Below are 19,740 nucleotides of genomic sequence, written 5' to 3'. Positions count from 1 at the left end.
GCCCCCGCCCGGTCGGGGGCAGGGGCTGCGGCAGGTGGTGTGCGGTGCGGTGCGGCGGTCAGGCCGCGACCGCGACCGGCTCGGCGGCCGGGGCGGGCTCGTCCAGCGAAGAGGCCGAGGCGGAGGCGTAGGCCTCCTTGTCCAGGATCCCCTCGCGGGCCGCGACGATGACCGGGACCAGGGCCTGGCCGGCCACGTTGGTGGCGGTGCGCATCATGTCCAGGATCGGGTCGATCGCCAGCAGCAGGCCGACGCCCGCGAGGGGCAGGCCCAGCGTGGACAGGGTCAGCGTCAGCATGACGGTGGCGCCCGTCAGACCGGCCGTGGCGGCGGAGCCGATGACCGAGACGAAGACGATGAGCAGGTACTCCTTGATGCCGAGCTGCACGTCGAAGATCTGCGCGATGAAGATGGCGGCGAGGGCCGGGTAGATCGCGGCGCAGCCGTCCATCTTGGTGGTGGCGCCGAACGGGACGGCGAAGGAGGCGTACTCCTTCGGGACGCCGAGGCGCTCGGTGACCTTCTGGGTGACCGGCATGGTGCCGACCGAGGAGCGGGAGACGAAGGCCAGCTGGATGGCGGGCCAGGCGCCCTTGAAGAACTGGAGCGGGCTGACCTTGGCGACCGTCGCGAGCAGCAGCGGGTAGACGCCGAACATCACGAGGGCGCAGCCGATGTAGACGTCGGCGGTGAAGGTCGCGTACTTGCCGATCAGGTCCCAGCCGTACGTGGCGATCGCGGTGCCGATGAGGCCGATGGTGCCGATCGGGGCGAGGCGGATGACCCACCACAGGGCCTTCTGGAGCAGCTCCAGGGCGGACTCGGCGAGGTCGAGGACCGGCTTGGCCTTGGCGCCGATCTGGAGGGCGGCGATTCCGGCGACGACGGCCAGGAAGACGATCTGAAGGACCTTCAGCTCGGTGAACGGCGTGACGATGTCCGTCGGCACGATCCCGGTGAGGAAGTCGATCCAGGAGCCGGTCTTCTTCGGGTCCTTGCCGTCGGCCGCGGTGAGGCCGGTGCCGGAACCGGGGTCGGTCAGCAGGCCGATGGCGATGCCGATGCCGACCGCGATCAGCGAGGTGATCATGAACCAGAGGAGGGTGCGGGAGGCGAGTCGCGCCGCGTTGTTCACCTTCCGCAGGTTGGTGATCGACACCAGGATCGCGAAGAAGACGAGCGGGGCGATGGCCAGCTTCAGCAGCTGGACGAAGATGTCGCCGGTCTTCTCCAGGGTGGTTCCGAGCCAGCTGATGTCCTGGCTGCGGGCTATCCAGCCGAAGAGGACACCGAGGGCGAGACCGGCGACGATCTGGGCCCAGAAGGGGAACTTGAACGAGGCCTTGGCAGGGGCCTGGGGGGTCGCGGACACGGACACTCTCCGGAGGTGGCGCACGAAGACAGGGGGGAAGTACTGCGGTGGTGAAGCGGTGCGGCAGCAGCCAGAAGGGCCGGCCGGGACGGCTGCTGTATCGATTCAGCTCAACAGCAACAGGCCGCGGACGCGCGGCGGCAGAGGTCGACGTGCAGGCGCATCGCGAGCGGAAGGCTCGTGATCATGGGGTGCGCAACTGTGGTCAACATGTTGAACACGCTAACACTTCCTCTTTGGGAATCTCAAAGGGGCGCTTTGAGACAACGGCGCACGAGGCCCCCTTGCGGAGGCCCGGAAAACACCACCGCCCCAGCGTTACGGGCGGTATACCCGGTGCTGGGGCGGTTCGATGTGTGATGAAGCCAACTGGGGCGTTATGAGGCCACCCGCGCCGCGTCGTCCGCCTGGTCCTCCTGGCTGCGGTTCGCGGCGAGCCGCTCCTTCGCACCCGCGACGCGCCCGGAGATCTGCGTGGACATCGCGTCGCGCTGCTTGCGCAGAAGGACGAAGGAGAGCGGGGCGGAGATCACGATGGCGAGCAGCACGACCCAGGCGGCATTGGCCTCCCCGAGCCCTGCGGGCACCCAGCCGAGCCGGACGAGGCCCGCGACGGCGACGAGGCATCCGACGAAGACGCCCAGGCGCATCGCGGTGTAGCGGATCGTTGCGCTGGTCTTGAGGGACACGGTGACCCCTTCTCTCTCGTCGTGGTCTGCGGCGGCCGGTGCCCGGTGCCCGTCAAGTGAAGCACGCCGGGGTGCGGCCGCGGCCCTCCGGGGTCCGGCCGCGGGCAGGACCGCGTGTCAGTACAGCGGCAGCAGCATCGTGATGTCGTCGCGGTCGTCGCCCGGGGCCACCCGGATGGCGCCGGGCACGCGGCCGACCTCTTTGTAGCCGCAGGAGGCGTAGAAGTGCTCCAGGCCGTGACCGCCGCGGCAGCTGAGGCGGATGGCGTCGATGTTCCCGACGGAGCGGGCCGCAGCCTCGGTGGCGGCCATCAGCGCGCGCCCGTACCCCTTGCCCTGATGGCGCGGGTGGACCATCACCGTGTAGGCCCACAGCCAGTGGAGCTGGAGCCGGTGCGCGTTGTGGGTGAGGAAGGCGGCCGCGGCGACCGTCCCGTCCCCGTCGTACCCGAGGACCGGTCGGCAGCTCCCGTCGGCGACGCCGGCGAGGTGGCTGTCGAGCGAGGGGCGGATGTCGTCGGGGGTGACCGGGGGCACGAAGCCCACGGCGCCGCCCGCGTTGGAGACGTCGGCCCACAGCGCCAGGATCCCCTCACGGAGGGGAGGGTCGACGACCGGATCCAGGACGAAAGTAAGAGTCACTGCAGAAGATTACCCATTACCTAATCGGCCCGTCCAGAAAAGCCGAACCCCGGCCCACGGGCCGGGGTTCAACTCACCGAGAAGCGGTCGGACGAGGCGTCAGACGCGCATCGCCTGCGGGGTCTCGCGCAGGCTCGCGTCCGGACCGGGGTACTCGCGGATGATCTCGTAGCGCGTGTTGCGCTCGACCGGGCGGAAGCCCGCTTCCCGGATCAGCTCCAGCAGATCGTCACGGCCCAGCTTGTTCGGGGTGCCGTAGTTGTCCGCGTCGTGCGTGATCTTGTACTCGACGACCGAGCCGTCCATGTCGTCCGCGCCGTGCTGCAGCGCGAGCTGGGCGGTCTGCACACCGTGCATCACCCAGAAGACCTTGACGTGCGGCACGTTGTCGAAGAGCAGCCGCGAGACGGCGAAGGTCTTCAGCGCCTCGGCGCCGGTCGCCATCGTCGTACGCGCCTGGAGCTTGTTGCGCACCTTGCCGTCCTGCATGTCCACGAAGTCGTGCTGGTACCGCAGCGGGATGAAGACCTGGAAACCGCCGGTCTCGTCCTGGAGCTCGCGCAGGCGCAGCACGTGGTCCACGCGGTGGCGCGGCTCCTCGATGTGCCCGTAGAGCATGGTCGAGGGGGTCTTGAGACCCTTCTCGTGCGCGAGCCGGTGGATGCGCGACCAGTCTTCCCAGTGGGTGCGGTGGTCGACGATGTGCTGCCGGACCTCCCAGTCGAAGATCTCCGCGCCGCCGCCCGTGAGCGACTCCAGGCCGGCCTCGATCAGCTCGTCGAGGATGTCGGAGGCCGACATTCCCGAGATCGTCTCGAAGTGGTGGATCTCGGTCGCCGTGAACGCCTTCAGCGAGACGTTCGGCAGCGCCTTCTTCAGCTCGGAGAGCGAGCGCGGGTAGTAGCGCCACGGCAGGTTCGGGTGCAGGCCGTTGACGATGTGCAGCTCGGTGAGGCTGTCGTTCTCCATGGCCTTGGCCAGGCGCACGGCCTCCTCGATGCGCATCGTGTACGCGTCCTTCTCGCCCGGCTTGCGCTGGAACGAGCAGTACGCGCACGAGGCGGTGCACACGTTCGTCATGTTGAGGTGCCGGTTGACGTTGAAGTGGACGACGTCACCGTTCTTGCGCGTGCGCACCTCGTGGGCGAGGCCACCGAGCCAGGCCAGGTCGTCCGACTCGTAGAGGGCGATACCGTCCTCACGGGTCAGCCGCTCGCCGGAGCGGACCTTCTCCTCCAGCTCACGCTTGAGCCCAGCGTCCATGTGCCGGTCGCCTCCTCTAGATGCCTCTGCCTGTCCTGCGAACCCTGGCCAACCGTACTCTCAGGCTTCCTCGGGAAGTTCCCCGACCCGGTTCTCCCACTTGGTGGAGAGCACGATGGTGGTGCGGGTACGCGATACGCCCTTGGTGCCGGAGAGCCTGCGAATGATCTTCTCCAGGCCGTCCACGTCGTTGGCGCGCACCTTCAGCATGAAGGAGTCGTCGCCCGCGATGAACCAGCAGTCCTCGATCTCGGCGAGGTCGCGCAGCCGCCGGGCCACGTCCTCGTGGTCCGCGGCGTCGGACATGGAGAGTCCGATCAGCGCCGTGACGCCGAGGCCGAGCGAACGCGAGTCCACCGTCGCGCGGTAGCCCGTGATGACGCCGGCCGTCTCCAGACGGTTGATGCGGTCGGTGACGCTGGGGCCGGAGAGGCCCACGAGACGGCCCAGCTCCGCGTACGAGGCACGACCGTTCTCCCGGAGTGCCTGGATGAGCTGCCTGTCCACCGTGTCCATTTACGTGGAGCCTTCCATTATTCGGCGATCCTGCAAGTCTAGGTATAGAATCTAAGGCACACAGGGTCAACACCCTGTGAAATCTTTCAGCTGATCAATGACGATCTTCAGGAGTGGTTCACCGTGTTCACGATCGAGATGGCCTACGCACACATGCGGGAGCTCCAGGAGCTGGCCAACCGATCCCGTGCCCACCAGCCCGCCGCGGCCTACCGCGTCGACAAGGCCCGCAAGCCGCTTGGCCGCAAGAAGAAGGCCTAGTCACCGGCGCTTGCCTCCCGGGGAGTACGGGAGCCTCCCAGCTCCCCCTCCCAACGGCGGTACAGCTGGTGCGGCACACCTGCCGCGTCCAGCACCCGCCCCGCGACGAAGTCCACCAGATCCTGGATGTGCGTCGCACCCGTATAGAACGCCGGAGAGGCGGGCAGCACGATCGCGCCCGCCTCGTCCAGCGCCACCAGATGGCGCAGCGTCTGCCCGTTCAGCGGGGTCTCCCGCACGGCGACCACCAGTCGGCGCCGCTCCTTGAGCGTCACGCTCGCCACGCGCTGGAGCAGGTCCTTCGACAGTCCGAGCGCCACGCCCGCCACACAGGCCGTGGACGCGGGGACGATGAGCATCCCCTTGACCGGATACGAGCCCGAACTCGGGCCCGCCGCCAGGTCCCCCGCACCCCAGTACCGGACGTCGTCCAGCTCCGGCCGTGCGAAGGTCTCGGGCTTCCCGTCGGCCCCACGCCCCAGCCACTCCCCCAGGTCCTCGCGCCAGTGCGCGTCACGGAAGGCGATCCCGGTCTCGTCCAGCAGGGTGAGTCGGGAGGCGCGGCTCACCACCAGGTCGACACTCTCCCCCGCGGCCAGCAGCCCGCGGAGCACCGCCGCCGCGTACGGCGTCCCGGACGCTCCGGAAACCCCGACCACCCACGGGGTGCGCTTGCGCTCAGTCATACCTCCGAGACTATCCGGCCACCACCGATGGGCACTCAGTAAGGTGTCGGGACGTTCCCGTGACGGGACGCGACGAGGGGGCGAAGATGAGCACGACGGTGGAACCGGGCTGGACCCAGACCGACCGGGCCAAGGCGGCGGCCAAGCTGATGCTGGGCTGGGTGGCCCTGCTGTGGGCCCTGGAGGCCGTCGATTACGCCACCGGCCACGCCCTCGACCAGTACGGGATCGTCGCCCGCGACCCCGGCAGCCTGACCGGCGTCGTCTCCGCGGCCTTCCTCCACTTCGGCTTCGACCACGTCGCCTCCAACAGCGTCCCGCTGCTGGTCCTCGGCTTCATGGCGGCCCTGTCCGGGATCCGCCGCTTCCTCGCGGTGTGCGGCCTGATCGTGCTGGGCGACGGCCTCGGCACCTGGCTGATATCCCCGTCCGGCACCCTGACGCTGGGCGCCTCCGGTGTCGTCTTCGGTCTCTTCGGCTACCTGCTCGTGCGCGGCTTCGTCGAGCGCAAGGTGCTGGGCGTGGCGGTGGCCGTGGGCGTCACCGCCGTCTGGGGCACCTCGTTCTTCGTCGGCGTCCTCCCGACGAACACGGGCGTCAGCTGGCAGGGCCACCTGTGCGGCCTGGTGACGGGCATCGTGACGGCCCTGTACTTCCGCCGCCCGGCCCGCCGGCAGCCCGCCCTCACCGGCTGACGGCGGAGGGATCCACGGCCAGGTCGGGACAGAACTCGTTCTCTTTGTCGAAGGGGATCGCAACGTCTGTGAGGAAGCCCCACTCCGGCCCCAACCGGGCTTCCAGGTCGTTCCACAACCGACGAATGGTCCGGCCGTGGTGCGGCTTCGACGGACTCGTCATGTCCATGCACTCGACGGGGCCGCACCGTGGCTAGAAGGTCAGACCCCGCGCGGCCAGATCGGCCAGGGCGCATACGAACAGGGCAATCCCGATGAAGCCGTTGACGGTGAAGAAGGCGCGGTTCAGGCGGGACAGGTCGTGCGGGGTCACGATGGTGTGCTCGTAGAAGAAGGCGACGACGACGACCGCCAGGCCCACCCAGAACAGCGCGCCCGCGTCGGCGGCCAGCGCGTACCAGGCCAGCAGGGCCGTGGTCACGGCGTGCGCGCCGCGCGCGCCCCACAGGGCGGCCGGGACACCGAAGCGGGCCGGGACGGACTTGACGCCGTCCGCGCGGTCCGAGGCCACGTCCTGGGAGGCGAAGATCAGGTCGAAGCCGCCGATCCACACGCCCACCGCCAGGCCCAGGATCACCGCGTCCCACGACCACTCGCCGGTGACGGCCAGCCAGGCCCCGATCGGCCCTATGGCCTGGGCCAGGCCCAGAATGGCGTGCGGGAAGTTCGTGAACCGCTTGCCGTACGGATAGACCACCATCGGGATCACCGCGACGGGCGCCAGCATCAGGCACAGCGGGTTCAGCAGGGCCGCCGAGCCGAGGAAGACCAGGAGCGCGATGCCGGCTCCGGTCCAGGCCGCGCGGACCGACACCGCGCCGGTGACCAGCTCGCGGCCGGCCGTGCGCGGGTTACGGGCGTCGATCTCGCGGTCGATGATCCGGTTGGCGGCCATCGCGAAGGTCCGCAGCCCCACCATGCAGATGGTGACGAGCAGCAGGACGCCCCAGTGGATGCGGCGGTCGAGCTGGAACATGGCGGTGAACGCCGCGATGTAGGCGAAGGGCAGGGCGAAGACCGAGTGCTCGATCAGCACGAGTCTCAGGAACGCCTTGACCTTCCCGGTCGGCTGCGGCGCCGGGTCCCGCCCGATCACCTCGTCGGCGGTCGTCATCATGCGAGGGCTCTCCGGAATTCTTCGAGGTCGGCCAGCAGGCTCGCCCGGGAGATCGTGCCCGTCTCCAGGGAGACCGTGGGCGCCCCCTCGGGCTCGGGCGGGGTGGCGTGCACCGTGAACACGTAGCCCTCGCCCGTGCGGGGGTCGGTGTTCGGGCGGCCGTCGAGCCGCAGCACCGCGCCGGCCTCGACGGTGAACGCCTCACCGGTGCCCAGCGCGGCCTGCAGCCGCTCCGCGAAGTCGTCGGCCTCGGCGTCGCGCAGGCCGGGCAGCTCGAAGCCGCCGTCACACTCGAAGCTGTCGTCCAGCACCAGGGTCCACACGTTGCCCGGGCCCGCGAACTCCTCGGCGGAGACGCCCGCCTGCTCGGCGGCAGCCCGGACCCCCGGGTCCGCCGGGTCGAGCCGCGGGCGCATGAGGAGCATGAACGTCGTGTCCTCGCCGATGAACAGCTCAGGTCCGCCAAAGTCGGAACTCACAGGCCGTACTCCTTCCAGCGGCGGTCCACCAGGGCAGCGGTGGCCGGGTCGGACTCGACCATGTCGGGCCAGCCGCCGTCGCGGGTGTAGCCCTCCTCGGGCAGCTTCTTGGTGGCGTCGATACCCGCCTTGCCTCCCCAGAACTGCTGGTAGGAGGCGTGGTCCAGGTGGTCCACCGGTCCCTCGACGACGGTGAGGTCGCGCGAGTAGTCGGTGTTGCCGAGGGCTCGCCAGGAGACCTCGTGCAGGTCGTGCACGTCGCAGTCCTTGTCGACCACGATGATCAGCTTGGTCAGCGACATCATGTGCGCGCCCCAGATGGCGTGCATGACCTTCTGGGCGTGCTTCGGGTACTTCTTGTCGATCGAGACGATCGCGCAGTTGTGGAAGCCGCCCGATTCCGGGAGGTGGTAGTCCACGATGTCCGGCACGATGATCTTGAGCAGGGGCAGGAAGAACCGCTCCGTCGCGCGGCCGAGCGGGCCGTCCTCGGTCGGCGGCCGGCCGACGACGATCGACTGGATGAGCGGACGCCTGCGCATCGTCACGCAGTCGATCTTCAGGGCCGGGAAGGGTTCCTGCGGGGTGTAGAAGCCGGTGTGGTCGCCGAAGGGGCCCTCCGGGAGCATCTCGCCGGGCTCCAGCCAGCCCTCGATCACGACCTCCGCGTTGGCCGGGACCTGGAGCGGGACCGTCTTGCAGTCGACCATCTCGATCCGCTTGCCCGCGACGAAGCCGGCGAAGAGGTACTCGTCGATGTCGCCCGGCAGCGGCGCGGTGGACGCGTACGTCACCGCGGGCGGGCAGCCGAACGCGATGGCGACCGGCAGCCGCTCGCCCTTCGCCGCGGCGACGGCGTAGTGGTTGCGGCTGTCCTTGTGGATCTGCCAGTGCATGCCGATGGTGCGCTTGTCGTGGCGCTGGAGCCGGTAGAGGCCGAGGTTGCGGACGCCGGTCTCGGGGTGCTTGGTGTGGGTCAGGCCGAGGTTGAAGAAGTCGCCGCCGTCCTTGGGCCAGGTGAAGAGGGCCGGGAGCTGGTCGAGGTCCACGTCGTCGCCGGTGAGGACGACCTCCTGGACGGGCGCGGAGTCGCCCTTCACCTTCTTCGGCGGCACGTGCACCATCGAGCCGAGCTTGCCGAAGGCCTCGCGGACGCCGATGAAGCCCTGCGGCAGCTCCGGCTTCAGCAGGCCGCCGATCTTCTCGCTGATCTCGCCGTACGACTTGAGGCCGAGGGCCTTCAGGAGGCGGCGGTCGGTGCCGAAGACGTTCATGGCCAGCGGCATCGCCGAGCCCCTGACGTTCTCGAAGAGGAGCGCCGGGCCCCCCGCCTTGTTCACTCTGTCGACGATCTCCCCGACCTCCAGGTACGGGTCGACTTCGGCCTTGATGCGCTTGAGGTCGCCCTCCCGCTCCAGAGCCCGGAGCAGCGAGCGGAGATCGTCGTAAGCCATAGGGGTCAGTATCCGTCACCAACTACCCTGGAGGCGTCACCGGGGCCCTGACGCGGGCCCCCCGTCACTGACTGGGAGTCGGTCCCACACCGTGCTGCGCTATCTGCCGTTCCTGCTGATCCTCGCGCTGACCATCTACGCCTTCATCGACTGCCTGAACACTCCGGAGGCGGAGGTCAAGCACCTGCCCAAGGTGGTCTGGGTGATCATCATCCTGCTCTTCTCCATCGTGGGGCCGGTCGTGTGGCTGTTCGCGGGCAAGGACCGGGTCGCCTCGGGCGGAGGCCGGGCGCGCCGGACGCAGTGGGTGGCGCCCGACGACAACCCGGAGTTCCTGAAGTCGCTGCGCGACGAGCAGGAGAAGAAGGACAAGGACCAGGACAAGGACCAGGGCTAAGGCGTCTCCGCAAGGTCCCGCCTGCCCCGCACCGCCTGGACCAGGCAGAACACGGTCGCGGCGAGCAACGTGAGCCCGCCGGCGAGCGCCGTCGGGCGCAGGGCTTCCGCGGCGCTTGCGCTCATCGCGCCCGTGGCTCCGCCGAAGACCGCCACCAGGGTCAGCCCGACGAACGGGGTGGCTATCCATTCGGGCGCGGCGCGCCGGGAGCGTGAGGAGAACCAGGCCAGCAAGGCAGCCAGGCACAGCGCTCCCACGCCGAACGGGATCAGGAAGAGGGCGGCACCGAGCGGCTCCTGATGGGCGATGTGCGGATTCGCCCCGGTCCTGACGCTGTCCGCGGCCCTGCCGGTGTCGGCGCCGCCGTAGGCGACGTCACGGATGCCGCCCTGCCAGCTCACCAGCCTGACGGGGTCGCCCGCCCGGACGGGCGCGGTGTAGACGCCGTCGGCCAGGTGGATCCGCCGCACGGCACCGTCGGCTGTCCTGACCTCGATGTCGGCGTGCCGGAGACTTCCCTCTTCCGGGATCCGCACCACGGTGGCGGAAGCCTCGCTCAGGCAGTCCCGCGCCTGTTCCCGGGCACAGGGGGTCGCCGCGTCGTAGGCGCGCGTCGAGGCCGTCGCGTTCGCGACGGGGCCGAGGAGCAGCCCCACTCCGACGAGCAGGGGCACGATCCCCAGCCCGGTCAATCCAGCGTACGGGACCCACTTCGGCGGGCCGCCGGCCTTCATCGCGTTGTCGTCGATCACGCAGCCCAGCGTGTCTGACCGGCCAGCACACCGGACCCCGCGCCGGGGCTCCGTGACGGAGTCCGGACGCGGAGGTAGCGCTTCCGTCACAGCGCTAGCACGCCCAGGGCAGCACGCGGGCGCCCTCCTCACCCGGGACCGAGACCACGCCGTCCGCGCGCATCACGACGTGGGCCTCGAAGGCCTCGGCGGCGTGGATGCGGCGCAGCGTGTCCGGAGGCAGGACGAGGGTCTGGCCGGCGGCGACCTTCTCGGTGCGGCCGGCGCTGGTGACCTCCAGGGAGCCGGCGGTCAGGGTCCACACCTGCTCGCGGCTGACGGAGTGCTCGGGGCCGGTGCTGCCGGCGGGCATGGCCACGTGCCAGCTGCTGAGCTCGGAGCTGCCGCGGCTGGGGGCGGCGAAGCCGGTCATGGTGGCGTTGGGGGTGGTGGTGACGTTCTCGGGGGAAGCGCTGATCACGTGCAAGGCGGGTCCTCGTCTTCTCATCGCATGCGAGTAAAGCTCCTTTACTTCGAGTGAGTAAAGCAGCTTGACTCACCCGTGTCACCATATTTGCGTGACGAGAGACGAGAACGAGGGCGTCGAGCTGCTGTTCCTGCTCGGCCTGGGCTTCCAGATGCTGCTGGGGGAGTTCACCCGGCGCGTCGCCGAGGCCGGCTACCCGGACCTGCGGCCGGTGCACGGCATGACCTTCCAGGCCCTCCAGGGCGACGGCGCCACCGCCACCGAGCTCGCCGAGCGGCTCGGGGTGACCAAACAGGCCGCCGGACAGATCGTCGACGACCTGGAGAAGCGCGGCTACGTGCGCCGCGAGCCGCACCCCGGGGGCGGCCGCCGCAAGCTGGTGGTCCTGACCCCGGCGGCCCGTGACCACCTCGCCGTCGCGGGCCGGATCCTGCACGAGCTGGAGGCCGAACTGGGCCGCGGCACCGACCTCACCGCCCTGCGCGAGGGGCTCGGGCAGGTCGTGCGCACCTTCCACGGGGACGGCGGACTGCCGCCGCTGCGCCCGGTGTGGTGAGAGCGGGGCCTCAGGCGCGGGCGAGGGAGGCGTAGGCCTCGCGCAGGGCCGTCCAGCGGGTGTCCGTCCAGGCGGACCAGTCCGCCGGCTGCCCGGCCAGGGCGGAGTCCAGCAGCTCGAAGTGCTCGTGCCAGCCCGCCAGGCAGTCCAGGCGCTCGTCCTCGGGCCCGCCCCGCTCGTTCACGAACCGGATCACGGTCGAATCGGTCCCGACGGGCTCCAGGTGGAAGCGGATCCGCCCGTGCTCGGTGACCGTGTACTCGGCGACCCGCTCCACGTCCCAGGCGGTGACCCGCCCGGTCGCCACGGTCCCGGTGTTCAGCCAGCGCAGCGTGACCGCCCCGCCGAGCCTGCGCTCCAGGACGTCCGCCGCCGCCAGCCAGCCGCGCAGCCCGTCCGGCGTGGTCACGGCGGGCCACAGGGCCGCGTAGGCGTACGGCAGGTGCAGCTCGAAGCGGAGCAGCCAGTGGTTCTCGCCGCGCTGCTCGCTGGTGGCATGGCTCACGAGCGTCATGCCACCAGCGTCCCACTCCCGCCGGTCAGACGCCTGCGTACGAGTGCTTGCCGCTGAGCAGGATGTTCACGCCGTAGTAGTTCCAGATCCAGCAGGCGAAGGCGAAGAGTGCGAGGTACGCGGCCTTGCGGCCCTTCCAGCCGGCGGTGGCACGGGCGTGCAGGTAGCAGGCGTAGGCCACCCAGGTGACGAAGGACCAGACCTCCTTGGGGTCCCAGTTCCAGTAGCGGCCCCAGGCGTCGCCGGCCCAGATCGCACCCGCGATGATCGTGAAGGTCCACAGCGGGAAGACGGCCGCGTTGATGCGGTACGAGAACTTGTCGAGGGAGGCCGCCGAGGGCAGCCGCTCCAGCACCGAACTGCGGAACCTGCCCGGCGTGCGGCCCGCCTCCAGCTGGCTCTCGTAGGAGTCCCGGAAGAGGTAGAGGACCGCGCCCGCGGCGCCGATGTAGAAGACCGCGCCGCAGAAGATCGCCGTGGAGACGTGGATCCACAGCCAGTACGAGTGCAGGGCCGGAACGAGCTGGTCGCTGTCGGTGTAGAGCCAGGTGACCGCGATGCCGAGGTCCAGCAGGACGGTGGTGACCAGGATCAGGCCGAGCCAGCCGACGTTCTTCTTCAGGGCGAGCAGCACCAGGTAGACGCCGACGGCCACCGTGGAGAAGGTGATCGAGAACTCGTACATGTTGCCCCAGGGGGCCCGCTCCACCGACAGGGCGCGGGCGACCACCCCGGCCGCCTCGACGAGGAAGGCGAGCGCGGTCAGCGAGACCGCGATCCGCCCGTACAGGTCGCCCTGCACGGTGCCGCCGGCGGCGCCGGGGCCGTCCGGGACGTCGCGGGTGCCGGCGGCGGAGCGGGTGGTGACCTTGGGCTGTTCGAGGACGGCGGTGGCCCCGGCCTTGCCGCGGACCTGCACGGCGGGGGCGGCCGCGGCCGCCCGCGCCGACGCTGCTTCCTTGGCGCCGGTCAGCGCGGCGGCCGTACGGCCCACCTTGCTGCGGCTGCCGAAGGTCCACTCGGCGATGTGCGCGAAGAAGGCGAGCATGTAGACCGCCATCGACGAATAGATCAGGTAGTTGCTGATCTCAGCCAGGTTCTCGTTGGCTGCGGCTGCGAGCGGCGTCATCCGCGCTCTCCTTCAGGGGTTTCTTCTACACGTGGTTCGGCCATTGCAGCAGGCGCGGTGGGCGCCTGCCGGTGCAGCTGGGCGGCGAGCTCCGCCAGCTCCTGCGGGAGCCTGGTGGACTCGCTGCGGCCCAGGCCCGCCATCTCGACGACGGTCACGCCGTCCTTGCCGGTCACCGCGCGGACCCAGATCCGCCGGCGCTGGATGAACAGCGATCCGGCCAGGCCCGCGATGGCGGCGATCGCACCCGTGAGGGCGAGGCCGCTGCCGGGCTGGTGGGTGACGGAGAAGGTGGCCCACCGCTCGATGCCCTCGAACTTCACGGTGCCCGCGCCACCGGGCAGGGTCATCGTGTCGCCGGGCGCCAGCTTCTGCTTGAACTGCTGGCCCGACTCGTCCTTGAAGGGCTCCATCTTGGTGGTGGTGAGCCGGTAGACGTTCTGCGGCAGACCCGAGTCCACGCCGAGGCTGCCGTGCCAGGCGTTGAGCATGAGCTGCGGGTTCAGGAGGGCGGGGAACTGCGAGAACATCGTGCCCATGCCCTCACCGGCGAAGCTCGGCACGAAGACGGCGTTGAAGCCGAGCTGCTCCTTCTTCCCGTCCTTGTCCTTGTAGCCGTCGGTGACCTTGACGGCTCCGGTGGAGGTGAGGTTGGCATCCTGCGGGAGCATCGGCACGGCGTCCTTGAAGATCACCTTGCCGGTGGAGTCGGTCACCGAGACGATCGGCGCGTAGCCGTGGCCGAGCAGGTAGACCTTGGAGCCGTCGACCTCCAGGGGCTTGTTGACCTGGATCTCGCGCTTCTGCGGAGCGCCGTGGGCGCCGTCCGAGAAGGTGACGTACGCCTTGAAGTCGCGCGGGGTGCCCCGCTGCGGGCCGGTCATCTCGTACGTCGCGTCGAACCGGTCCAGCGTGAAGCTGAACGGCGGCAGGTCGTCCGGGTCGAAGAGGGTGCCGGACTTGAAGTCGTCGTACTGGGTGAGCGTGTTCGAGAAGCCGGTGCCGCGCAGGACCAGCTTGCCGCCCTCGGACTTGAAGTACTGGCCCCAGGCGAAGGACACGAGCATCACGATCAGCGCAACGTGGAAGATCAGGTTCCCGGCCTCGCGGAGGTAGCCCTTCTCCGCCGCGACGTGGCCCTCGCCGGCCTCGGTGCGGAAGCGGCTGCCGCGGAGCACCGTGCGCGCGTACGAGAGGACCTCGTCCGGGGTCTTGCCGGTGCGCCAGGTGGTGTGGGCGGGCAGCCTGTCGAGGCGCCGGGGGGCGGCCGGCGGGCGGCCGCGGAGCTGGCCGACGAACTGCCAGGAGCGCGGCACGATGCAGCCGATGAGCGAGATGAACAGCAGCAGGTAGATCGCGGAGAACCACACCGAGCTGTAGACGTCGAAGAGCTGGAGCTTCTCGGCGACCGTCACCCAGGAGGGGTTGTCCCGCTTCCAGTCGACGACCTTCATCGCGTCGACGTTGTTCTGCGGGATGATCGAACCCGGGATGGCGCCCAGGGACAGCAGGAAGAGCAGGATCAGCGCCACCCGCATGGAGGTGAGCTGCCGCCAGAACCAGCGGGCCCAGCCGGTCACGCCGATGCCGGCGGCCGGCCCGGTGGGGCTGTCCTCCAGCGGGGCGGTGGAGAGCTGGGCACCGGCCGCGGCGTCGGTGGAGTCCGCCTCGGCGGACGTGTCGGTGCTCGCTTTGTCTGTCGTACTCATGTGCCTTTAGTCCTCAGATCCCCACCGTGAAGCCTTGGGTCCCGCTCTGCCTGTCGCTGACGATGCTGTCCCACGAACCTGTGATGCGGAACTTCCGCATCACCCACGAGGTCACTTCTCCGCGAGGACCGGGTCGACCATCGACCGCAGCTGCTCGTCGTTGACCGGGGCCAGGGTGCGGGCGGCGATCTTGCCGTCCTTGTCGAGGACGATCGTGGAGGGGATGGCGTTGGGGTTCAGCGTGCCCTTGGGGAAGCGCAGCATCAGCTTCCCGGCGGGGTCGTAGAGGCTCGGGTAGGTGATCCCGTAGGTCTCTTCGAAGGCGATCGCGTTCTGTTTGCTGTTGTCGCGGGTGTTGATCCCGACGAACGCGACGTCCTTGCCGGCGTCCGCGTACTCCTTGGAGACCGTCGCGAAGTGGCCGGCCTCGGCGCGGCACGGCGGGCACCAGGATCCCCACACGTTGAGGACCACGACCTTGCCCTTGAGCGTGGTGGTGTCGAGGGTCCCGTCGTCGACGGTCTCGCCGTCGAGCTTGGGCGCCTCGGCCCGCTCCTCCTTGGACACGGTGGAGATGCCGCTCGCACCCGTGACGTAGTTGCCGCCGGACCCGCTGACCGGCTTGCCGCCGTCAGGACCACCGCACGCCGACAGCGCGAGGGCACCGGCCAGGGTCGCCACGGCCAGCAGGGTGGCACGGCCGCCGGTCGAGCGGCGGCTACTACGACGGATACGCGCGCGGCTAAGGCTCATGTGAAAAGTTTCGCATGAGCAATTCGCGGATCTTCCGCACCCCCCGGAGCGATGTCCGCGCCCTGGTCAGGCGCTGCTTCGCCGTCCCGTCAGGCGGCGGTCATGTACGCACTCCAGCCGCCGGCCGGTGACTGGCCCGGGCCGAGGCCCCGGAGCCGGGCGAGCACCTTGGGGTCCTGGACCTCCAGCCAGTCGGTGAACTGCCGGAAGGACACGAGCCGTACGTCCCTTTTGTCCGCCATGCCCTTGAGTGCCTCCTCGACGGCATCCATGTAGATGCCGCCGTTCCACTCCTCGAAGTGGTTGCCGATGAACAGGGGCGCGCGGTTGGTCTCGTACGCCCGCCGGAAGCCGCCCAGGTAGGTGGCCGTGGCCTGGGTGCGCCAGCCCGGGTAGTTGGCGGGCACGCCCCTCGTCGTGCTCTTCGACTGGTTGGCGAGGATGTTGTAGTCCATCGAGAGGACCTCGAAGGAGTGCCCGGGGAACGGCAGGGACTGCAGCGGCAGGTCCCAGATGCCGGACCTGCGCACCGGCCAGACCTGGAGGCCGCCGGGTGAGCTGGAGTCGTAGCGCCAGCCCAGCCGCTCGGCCGTCGGCAGCAGGCCGTCCCGGCCGAGGAGGCAGGGGGTGCGGGCGCCCTTCAGTTCCTTGGCGTAGTCGAAGGGCAGGGGTTCCAGGTCGGCGAATCCGGTGTTCGTGCGCCAGTTGGTGACGAAGGACACGGCCTGGTCGATCTCGCTGCGCCAGTCGTCCGGCGTCCACCTGCCGACCGAGCCGGAGCCGGCGCAGAAGTGGCCGTTGAAGTGGGTGCCCATCTCGTGCCCGTCGAGCCAGGCCTGGCGCACGTGCGTCAGGGTGGAGCGGACGTTCTCGTCCTTGAGGTAGCCGATGTCCGAGGCCCCGACGGGGTTGTTCGGCGGCCGGTAGAGGTGCCGCTTCGACTCGGGCAGCAGATAGAGGCCCGAGAGGAAGAAGGTCATGGCCGCGCCGTGGTCCTTGGCGAGCTTGAGGAAGCGCGGGAAGAGACCGTTGCCGATCTCCCCCGCGCCGTCCCAGCTGAAGACGACGAACTGCGGCGGGGTCTCGCCCGGCTGCAGCGGCACGGGCGCGTCCGGCTGGTTCGGCTGCGGGCCGGTGTCGGCGGTGGAGCCGTCACCGATGGGCCTGGCCGCCGGCTTCTCGCCGGGCTTCGGGTTCTTCGGGTTCCTGGCGGGTCCGGGAGCGCCGGGACCGGACGTGTCCGGTGAGCCGCAGCCCGCGATTCCCATCGCGGCGGCCGCACCAAGTCCCAGTCCCAGCAACCCCCTCCGACTGACTCCCCTGATGTCGCGCATGTCACCGTCCCCACTGTCGACCACCCATACCGACCCGAAGTCCATATAAACGGACAATCAGATCGGACATGCGAGCTGACACGGTGATTCCCGCGCGACTTGTCTTTAGTTGGGCCGAACCGTAACGGCCTGTAACAGTCGGTCGATCAAGACCCGATCAGGGGAACGAGACCCGGCCGGCTCAGGCGCCGAACGCCTTGGACGCACCCTTCACCGGCTTGGCCCCGGCCAGCAGATGGGCCGGGACCAGGTCCCGGGCCGGCTCGCTGTAGCCCACCGACACCAGCTTGTCGCCCTGGAAGGTGAAGGAGGTCATCGAGGCGAGCGTGCACTGCCGGCGCCGCGGGTCGTGCCACAGCCGGCGCTTCTCCGCGAAGCTGCGCACGATCCAGATCGGCAGCTGGTGGCTGACCGCCACCGCCTCACGGCCGCGGGCCGCGTCGCGCGCCGCCTCCAGCGCGCTCATCATCCGGACCACCTGCTCGACGTACGGCTCGCCCCAGGACGGCTTGAACGGGTTCGTCAGGTGCTTCCAGTTGCCGGGCTTGCGCAGCGCGCCGTCACCGACGCCGAAGGTCTTGCCCTCGAAGACGTTCTCCGCCTCCAGCAGCCGCGCGTCGGTCGCCAGGTCCAGGCCGTGGACCTTGGCGATCGGCTCCGCCGTCTCCTGCGCGCGCTCCAGCGGGGAGGACACCACATACGCGATGTCCCGGCCCTTGAGGTGCTCGGCGACCCGGTCCGCCATCTGCCGGCCCAGCTCGGAGAGGTGGTAGCCGTCACGGCGCCCGTAGAGCACACCCTCGGGGTTGTGCACCTCACCGTGGCGCACCAGGTGCACGACGGTGAGCTCCGGGGTGGCGGGCGTGGCGGGCGTGGCGCTGCTGCTCATGCGGTGGCCTCCGCGGCGGCTCGGGCGGCGGCCGGCAGCGCCGCCGCGATGCGCTCGATCGCCTTCTCGTCGTGGGCGGTGGAGACGAACCAGGACTCGAAGGCGGAGGGCGGCAGGTAGACACCCTGCGCCAGCATCGAGTGGAAGAACCCGTTGAAACGGAAGCTCTCCTGCTTCTTGGCGTCGTCGTAGTTGCGCACCTCGTCCTCGGTGAAGAAGACGGAGAACATGTTGGACGCGGTCTGCAGCCGGTGCGCCACGCCCTCCTTGGTGAGCGCGCCGGTGACCAGGCCCTGGATCTCCTTCGAGACCGCGTCGACCTTCTCGTACGCGGCCGCGTCCAGCAGCCGCAGCTGCGCGAGACCGGCGGCGGTGGCGATGGGGTTACCGGAGAGCGTGCCGGCCTGGTAGACGGGACCGGCGGGGGCGAGGTGGCCCATGACGTCGGCGCGGCCGCCGAAGGCCGCGGCGGGGAAGCCGCCGCCCATGACCTTGCCGAAGGTCATCAGGTCGGGCTTGACCCCGTCGACGCCGTACCAGCCGGCGCGGGAGGTCCGGAAGCCGGTCATGACCTCGTCGGAGACGTACAGCGCGCCGTTCTCCCGGCAGAGGTCCGCGAGCCCCTGGTTGAAGCCCTCGGCGGGGGTCACCACACCCATGTTGCCGGGCGCGGCCTCGGTGATCACGCAGGCGATCTCTCCGGGGTGCGCGGCGAAGGCCGCCCGTACCGCTTCGAGGTCGTTGTAGGGGAGGACGATCGTGTCGCCGGCCTGCGCGCCCGTCACACCGGGGGTGTCCGGAAGCGCGAAAGTCGCCAGACCGGAACCGGCGGCGGCCAGCAGCGCGTCCACGTGACCGTGGTAGCAGCCGGCGAACTTCACGACCTTGGCGCGACCGGTGAAGCCGCGGGCCAGCCGGATCGCCGACATGGTCGCCTCGGTGCCGGAGGAGACCAGGCGGACCTGCTCCACGGGTTCGATGCGCGCGACGATCTCCTCGGCGAGCGCCACCTCGCCCTCACCGGGCGTACCGAAGGAGGTACCGCGGGCGACGGCCGCCTGGACGGCCTCGATCACCTCGGGGTGCGAATGGCCGAGGATCATCGGCCCCCACGAGCACACGAGGTCGACGTACTCACGACCGTCGGCGTCGGTGAGGTACGGACCGGTCCCGGACACCATGAACCGGGGCGTACCGCCCACGGCGCGGAAGGCGCGCACGGGAGAGTTCACGCCGCCGGGGGTCACGAGGGAGGCGCGCTCGAAGAGCGTCTGCGAAACTGGGGCTTCATACGGGTACGGGTAGCTCACACCAGCCATGGTCTCAGAGGCCGCGACAGACTTGCGGACGGGCGTTTCACCGCGTCGCCGCGGGGGAGGTCACTGCCATGATGATCAGGCTGCGTGGCGGGGGCCGCGGGGCCGGGGCGAGCAAGACCAGTCGGGTGGAGATATGCAACGCGGTGGTGGACCGGGCGAGGGAACGGACGGCCTCGATCCGCAGCGCGCCCGCGAGGCCCGCCGCCGGGGCAAGCACCGCCGCCACGGCATGGAGGCGGCCGACGCCGTCCCCGGGCCGGCGACCCCGTCCGAGAACCTGCCCAAGGGCCGCGGCATGGGAGTGACGTACAAGTACTTCGGCGCCCCCGACGGAGCCACGGCGGCCCGGGTCCCGGTCACGATGCGGCCGGAAGAGCTCGGCGGCGACGAGCTCGGCATGGGCGGCCTCTTCACCAAGATCAAGCCGGAAACGGTGGCCGCGATGGTCCTCACCGGCATCGAAGGCATACCCCTCCACAAGGTGCCCCCGCTGGAACTGGTCGTCCTCCACCCCGACTACGCGGTGGTCAAGCTTCCGATGACCGTGGTCGACCCGCTGCGCGGAATCGGCGAGGAATCGGTGGGCGCGGCGGCCTTCATCTGGTCCACGGTCCCGGACCGCGGCGGCCCGAGCGACGCCTTCAACGTCTACCAGCTGCTCCACGAGTGGCAGGATTTCAGCCACCGCCTCCACGAGGCCGGACACCAGCCGTACTGCCTCGTCTGGCCCTGACCTGGTCTTTCGGTA

At 69.9% G+C, this 19,740-nt stretch carries 23 protein-coding genes; 5 read left to right on the top strand and 18 right to left on the bottom strand.

Annotated elements, in window-relative coordinates; translation table 11 throughout:
- Positions 1 to 58: 58 nt before the first annotated feature.
- The 5 genes from ACFY0D_RS31205 to ACFY0D_RS31185 form a co-directional block, all read right to left on the bottom strand.
- The gene (locus ACFY0D_RS31205; protein WP_390801325.1) at positions 59 to 1,378 is read right to left on the bottom strand and encodes a dicarboxylate/amino acid:cation symporter; all 1,320 of its coding nucleotides are present in this window, start codon (positions 1,376 to 1,378) and stop codon (positions 59 to 61) included.
- Positions 1,379 to 1,749: 371 nt separating this feature from the next.
- Positions 1,750 to 2,022 carry a DUF4229 domain-containing protein gene (locus ACFY0D_RS31200; protein ID WP_390801400.1) on the bottom strand — a complete coding sequence of 91 codons (273 nt, stop codon included), beginning with the start codon at positions 2,020 to 2,022 and terminating at the stop codon, positions 1,750 to 1,752.
- A gap of 156 nt (positions 2,023 to 2,178) precedes the next feature.
- The gene (locus ACFY0D_RS31195) at positions 2,179 to 2,703 is read right to left on the bottom strand and encodes a GNAT family N-acetyltransferase (protein ID WP_390801324.1); all 525 of its coding nucleotides are present in this window, start codon (positions 2,701 to 2,703) and stop codon (positions 2,179 to 2,181) included.
- 99 nt (positions 2,704 to 2,802) lie between these two features.
- Complete coding sequence (gene mqnE, locus ACFY0D_RS31190; protein WP_351157939.1) at positions 2,803 to 3,966, bottom strand: aminofutalosine synthase MqnE; 1,164 nt, start codon at positions 3,964 to 3,966, stop codon at positions 2,803 to 2,805.
- A 60-nt stretch (positions 3,967 to 4,026) separates the two neighbouring features.
- A complete protein-coding gene (locus tag ACFY0D_RS31185; RefSeq protein WP_030388096.1) occupies positions 4,027 to 4,482 on the bottom strand; it encodes an Lrp/AsnC family transcriptional regulator in 456 nt (151 codons plus the stop codon).
- A 123-nt stretch (positions 4,483 to 4,605) separates the two neighbouring features.
- Here ACFY0D_RS31185 and ACFY0D_RS31180 point away from each other — a divergent pair, with 123 nt between their 5' ends.
- A complete protein-coding gene (locus ACFY0D_RS31180) occupies positions 4,606 to 4,743 on the top strand; it encodes a hypothetical protein (RefSeq protein ID WP_390801407.1) in 138 nt (45 codons plus the stop codon).
- Here the strand turns inward: ACFY0D_RS31180 and ACFY0D_RS31175 are convergent.
- Positions 4,740 to 5,429 carry a UbiX family flavin prenyltransferase gene (locus ACFY0D_RS31175; RefSeq protein ID WP_373038216.1) on the bottom strand — a complete coding sequence of 230 codons (690 nt, stop codon included), beginning with the start codon at positions 5,427 to 5,429 and terminating at the stop codon, positions 4,740 to 4,742. The genes ACFY0D_RS31180 and ACFY0D_RS31175 overlap by 4 nt on opposite strands.
- Before the next feature lie 86 nt (positions 5,430 to 5,515).
- On the opposite strand from ACFY0D_RS31175, the gene ACFY0D_RS31170 reads away from it, so the two are divergent.
- Positions 5,516 to 6,124, top strand: coding sequence for a rhomboid family intramembrane serine protease (locus tag ACFY0D_RS31170; RefSeq protein WP_390801323.1), 609 nt, complete (start codon positions 5,516 to 5,518; stop codon positions 6,122 to 6,124).
- Positions 6,125 to 6,317: 193 nt separating this feature from the next.
- On the opposite strand, the gene mqnP is transcribed toward ACFY0D_RS31170, so the two are convergent.
- The 3 genes from mqnP to ACFY0D_RS31155 are packed head-to-tail and all read right to left on the bottom strand — an operon-like array spanning position 6,318 to position 9,174.
- Positions 6,318 to 7,241 (bottom strand): menaquinone biosynthesis prenyltransferase MqnP, encoded by a 924-nt coding sequence (gene mqnP, locus ACFY0D_RS31165; protein WP_390801322.1) that lies wholly within the window; start codon positions 7,239 to 7,241, stop codon positions 6,318 to 6,320.
- Complete coding sequence (locus ACFY0D_RS31160) at positions 7,238 to 7,720, bottom strand: hypothetical protein (protein WP_390801321.1); 483 nt, start codon at positions 7,718 to 7,720, stop codon at positions 7,238 to 7,240. The genes mqnP and ACFY0D_RS31160 overlap by 4 nt, the downstream gene beginning before the upstream one ends.
- Positions 7,717 to 9,174, bottom strand: a complete 1,458-nt coding sequence (locus ACFY0D_RS31155) for a menaquinone biosynthesis decarboxylase (RefSeq protein ID WP_301368058.1) — start codon at positions 9,172 to 9,174, stop codon at positions 7,717 to 7,719. Before ACFY0D_RS31155 ends, ACFY0D_RS31160 begins: the two co-directional genes overlap by 4 nt.
- Before the next feature lie 91 nt (positions 9,175 to 9,265).
- On the opposite strand from ACFY0D_RS31155, the gene ACFY0D_RS31150 reads away from it, so the two are divergent.
- On the top strand, positions 9,266 to 9,571 hold the full coding sequence (locus ACFY0D_RS31150) for a PLD nuclease N-terminal domain-containing protein (protein WP_373038206.1): 306 nt from the start codon (positions 9,266 to 9,268) through the stop codon (positions 9,569 to 9,571).
- Here the strand turns inward: ACFY0D_RS31150 and ACFY0D_RS31145 are convergent.
- Positions 9,568 to 10,323, bottom strand: a complete 756-nt coding sequence (locus ACFY0D_RS31145) for a hypothetical protein (protein ID WP_390801320.1) — start codon at positions 10,321 to 10,323, stop codon at positions 9,568 to 9,570. The genes ACFY0D_RS31150 and ACFY0D_RS31145 overlap by 4 nt on opposite strands.
- A gap of 94 nt (positions 10,324 to 10,417) precedes the next feature.
- Positions 10,418 to 10,783 carry a cupin domain-containing protein gene (locus ACFY0D_RS31140; protein WP_390801319.1) on the bottom strand — a complete coding sequence of 122 codons (366 nt, stop codon included), beginning with the start codon at positions 10,781 to 10,783 and terminating at the stop codon, positions 10,418 to 10,420.
- 97 nt (positions 10,784 to 10,880) lie between these two features.
- Here ACFY0D_RS31140 and ACFY0D_RS31135 point away from each other — a divergent pair, with 97 nt between their 5' ends.
- Entirely contained in the window at positions 10,881 to 11,345 is a 465-nt protein-coding gene (locus ACFY0D_RS31135; RefSeq protein WP_390801318.1) for a MarR family winged helix-turn-helix transcriptional regulator, read from the top strand.
- A gap of 10 nt (positions 11,346 to 11,355) precedes the next feature.
- On the opposite strand, the gene ACFY0D_RS31130 is transcribed toward ACFY0D_RS31135, so the two are convergent.
- The 7 genes from ACFY0D_RS31130 to hemL form a co-directional block, all read right to left on the bottom strand.
- Complete coding sequence (locus tag ACFY0D_RS31130; RefSeq protein ID WP_390801317.1) at positions 11,356 to 11,859, bottom strand: SRPBCC domain-containing protein; 504 nt, start codon at positions 11,857 to 11,859, stop codon at positions 11,356 to 11,358.
- A 25-nt stretch (positions 11,860 to 11,884) separates the two neighbouring features.
- A complete protein-coding gene (gene ccsB, locus ACFY0D_RS31125) occupies positions 11,885 to 12,988 on the bottom strand; it encodes a c-type cytochrome biogenesis protein CcsB (protein ID WP_390801316.1) in 1,104 nt (367 codons plus the stop codon).
- Positions 12,985 to 14,697: a cytochrome c biogenesis protein ResB gene (locus ACFY0D_RS31120; RefSeq protein WP_390801315.1), complete on the bottom strand. Its 1,713-nt coding sequence runs from the start codon at positions 14,695 to 14,697 to the stop codon at positions 12,985 to 12,987. The genes ccsB and ACFY0D_RS31120 overlap by 4 nt, the downstream gene beginning before the upstream one ends.
- A gap of 111 nt (positions 14,698 to 14,808) precedes the next feature.
- Positions 14,809 to 15,450 carry a TlpA family protein disulfide reductase gene (locus ACFY0D_RS31115; RefSeq protein WP_390801314.1) on the bottom strand — a complete coding sequence of 214 codons (642 nt, stop codon included), beginning with the start codon at positions 15,448 to 15,450 and terminating at the stop codon, positions 14,809 to 14,811.
- 89 nt (positions 15,451 to 15,539) lie between these two features.
- Positions 15,540 to 16,775, bottom strand: a complete 1,236-nt coding sequence (locus ACFY0D_RS31110; protein ID WP_390801399.1) for a hypothetical protein — start codon at positions 16,773 to 16,775, stop codon at positions 15,540 to 15,542.
- Positions 16,776 to 16,965: 190 nt separating this feature from the next.
- Complete coding sequence (locus ACFY0D_RS31105; RefSeq protein WP_390801313.1) at positions 16,966 to 17,673, bottom strand: histidine phosphatase family protein; 708 nt, start codon at positions 17,671 to 17,673, stop codon at positions 16,966 to 16,968.
- Positions 17,670 to 18,992 (bottom strand): glutamate-1-semialdehyde 2,1-aminomutase, encoded by a 1,323-nt coding sequence (hemL, locus tag ACFY0D_RS31100; RefSeq protein WP_390801312.1) that lies wholly within the window; start codon positions 18,990 to 18,992, stop codon positions 17,670 to 17,672. The genes ACFY0D_RS31105 and hemL overlap by 4 nt, the downstream gene beginning before the upstream one ends.
- Positions 18,993 to 19,125: 133 nt before the next feature.
- Between hemL and ACFY0D_RS31095 the strand changes: the two genes are divergently transcribed.
- A complete protein-coding gene (locus tag ACFY0D_RS31095) occupies positions 19,126 to 19,725 on the top strand; it encodes a hypothetical protein (protein WP_390801311.1) in 600 nt (199 codons plus the stop codon).
- Positions 19,726 to 19,740 lie beyond the last annotated feature (15 nt).

The sequence above is a fragment of the Streptomyces sp. NPDC001502 genome (genome assembly GCF_042894785.1).
GTDB lineage: Bacteria > Actinomycetota > Actinomycetes > Streptomycetales > Streptomycetaceae > Streptomyces > Streptomyces kutzneri.
Note: the sequence above shows the minus strand (reverse complement) of the source record. Positions and strands in the feature narration are given on the sequence as shown.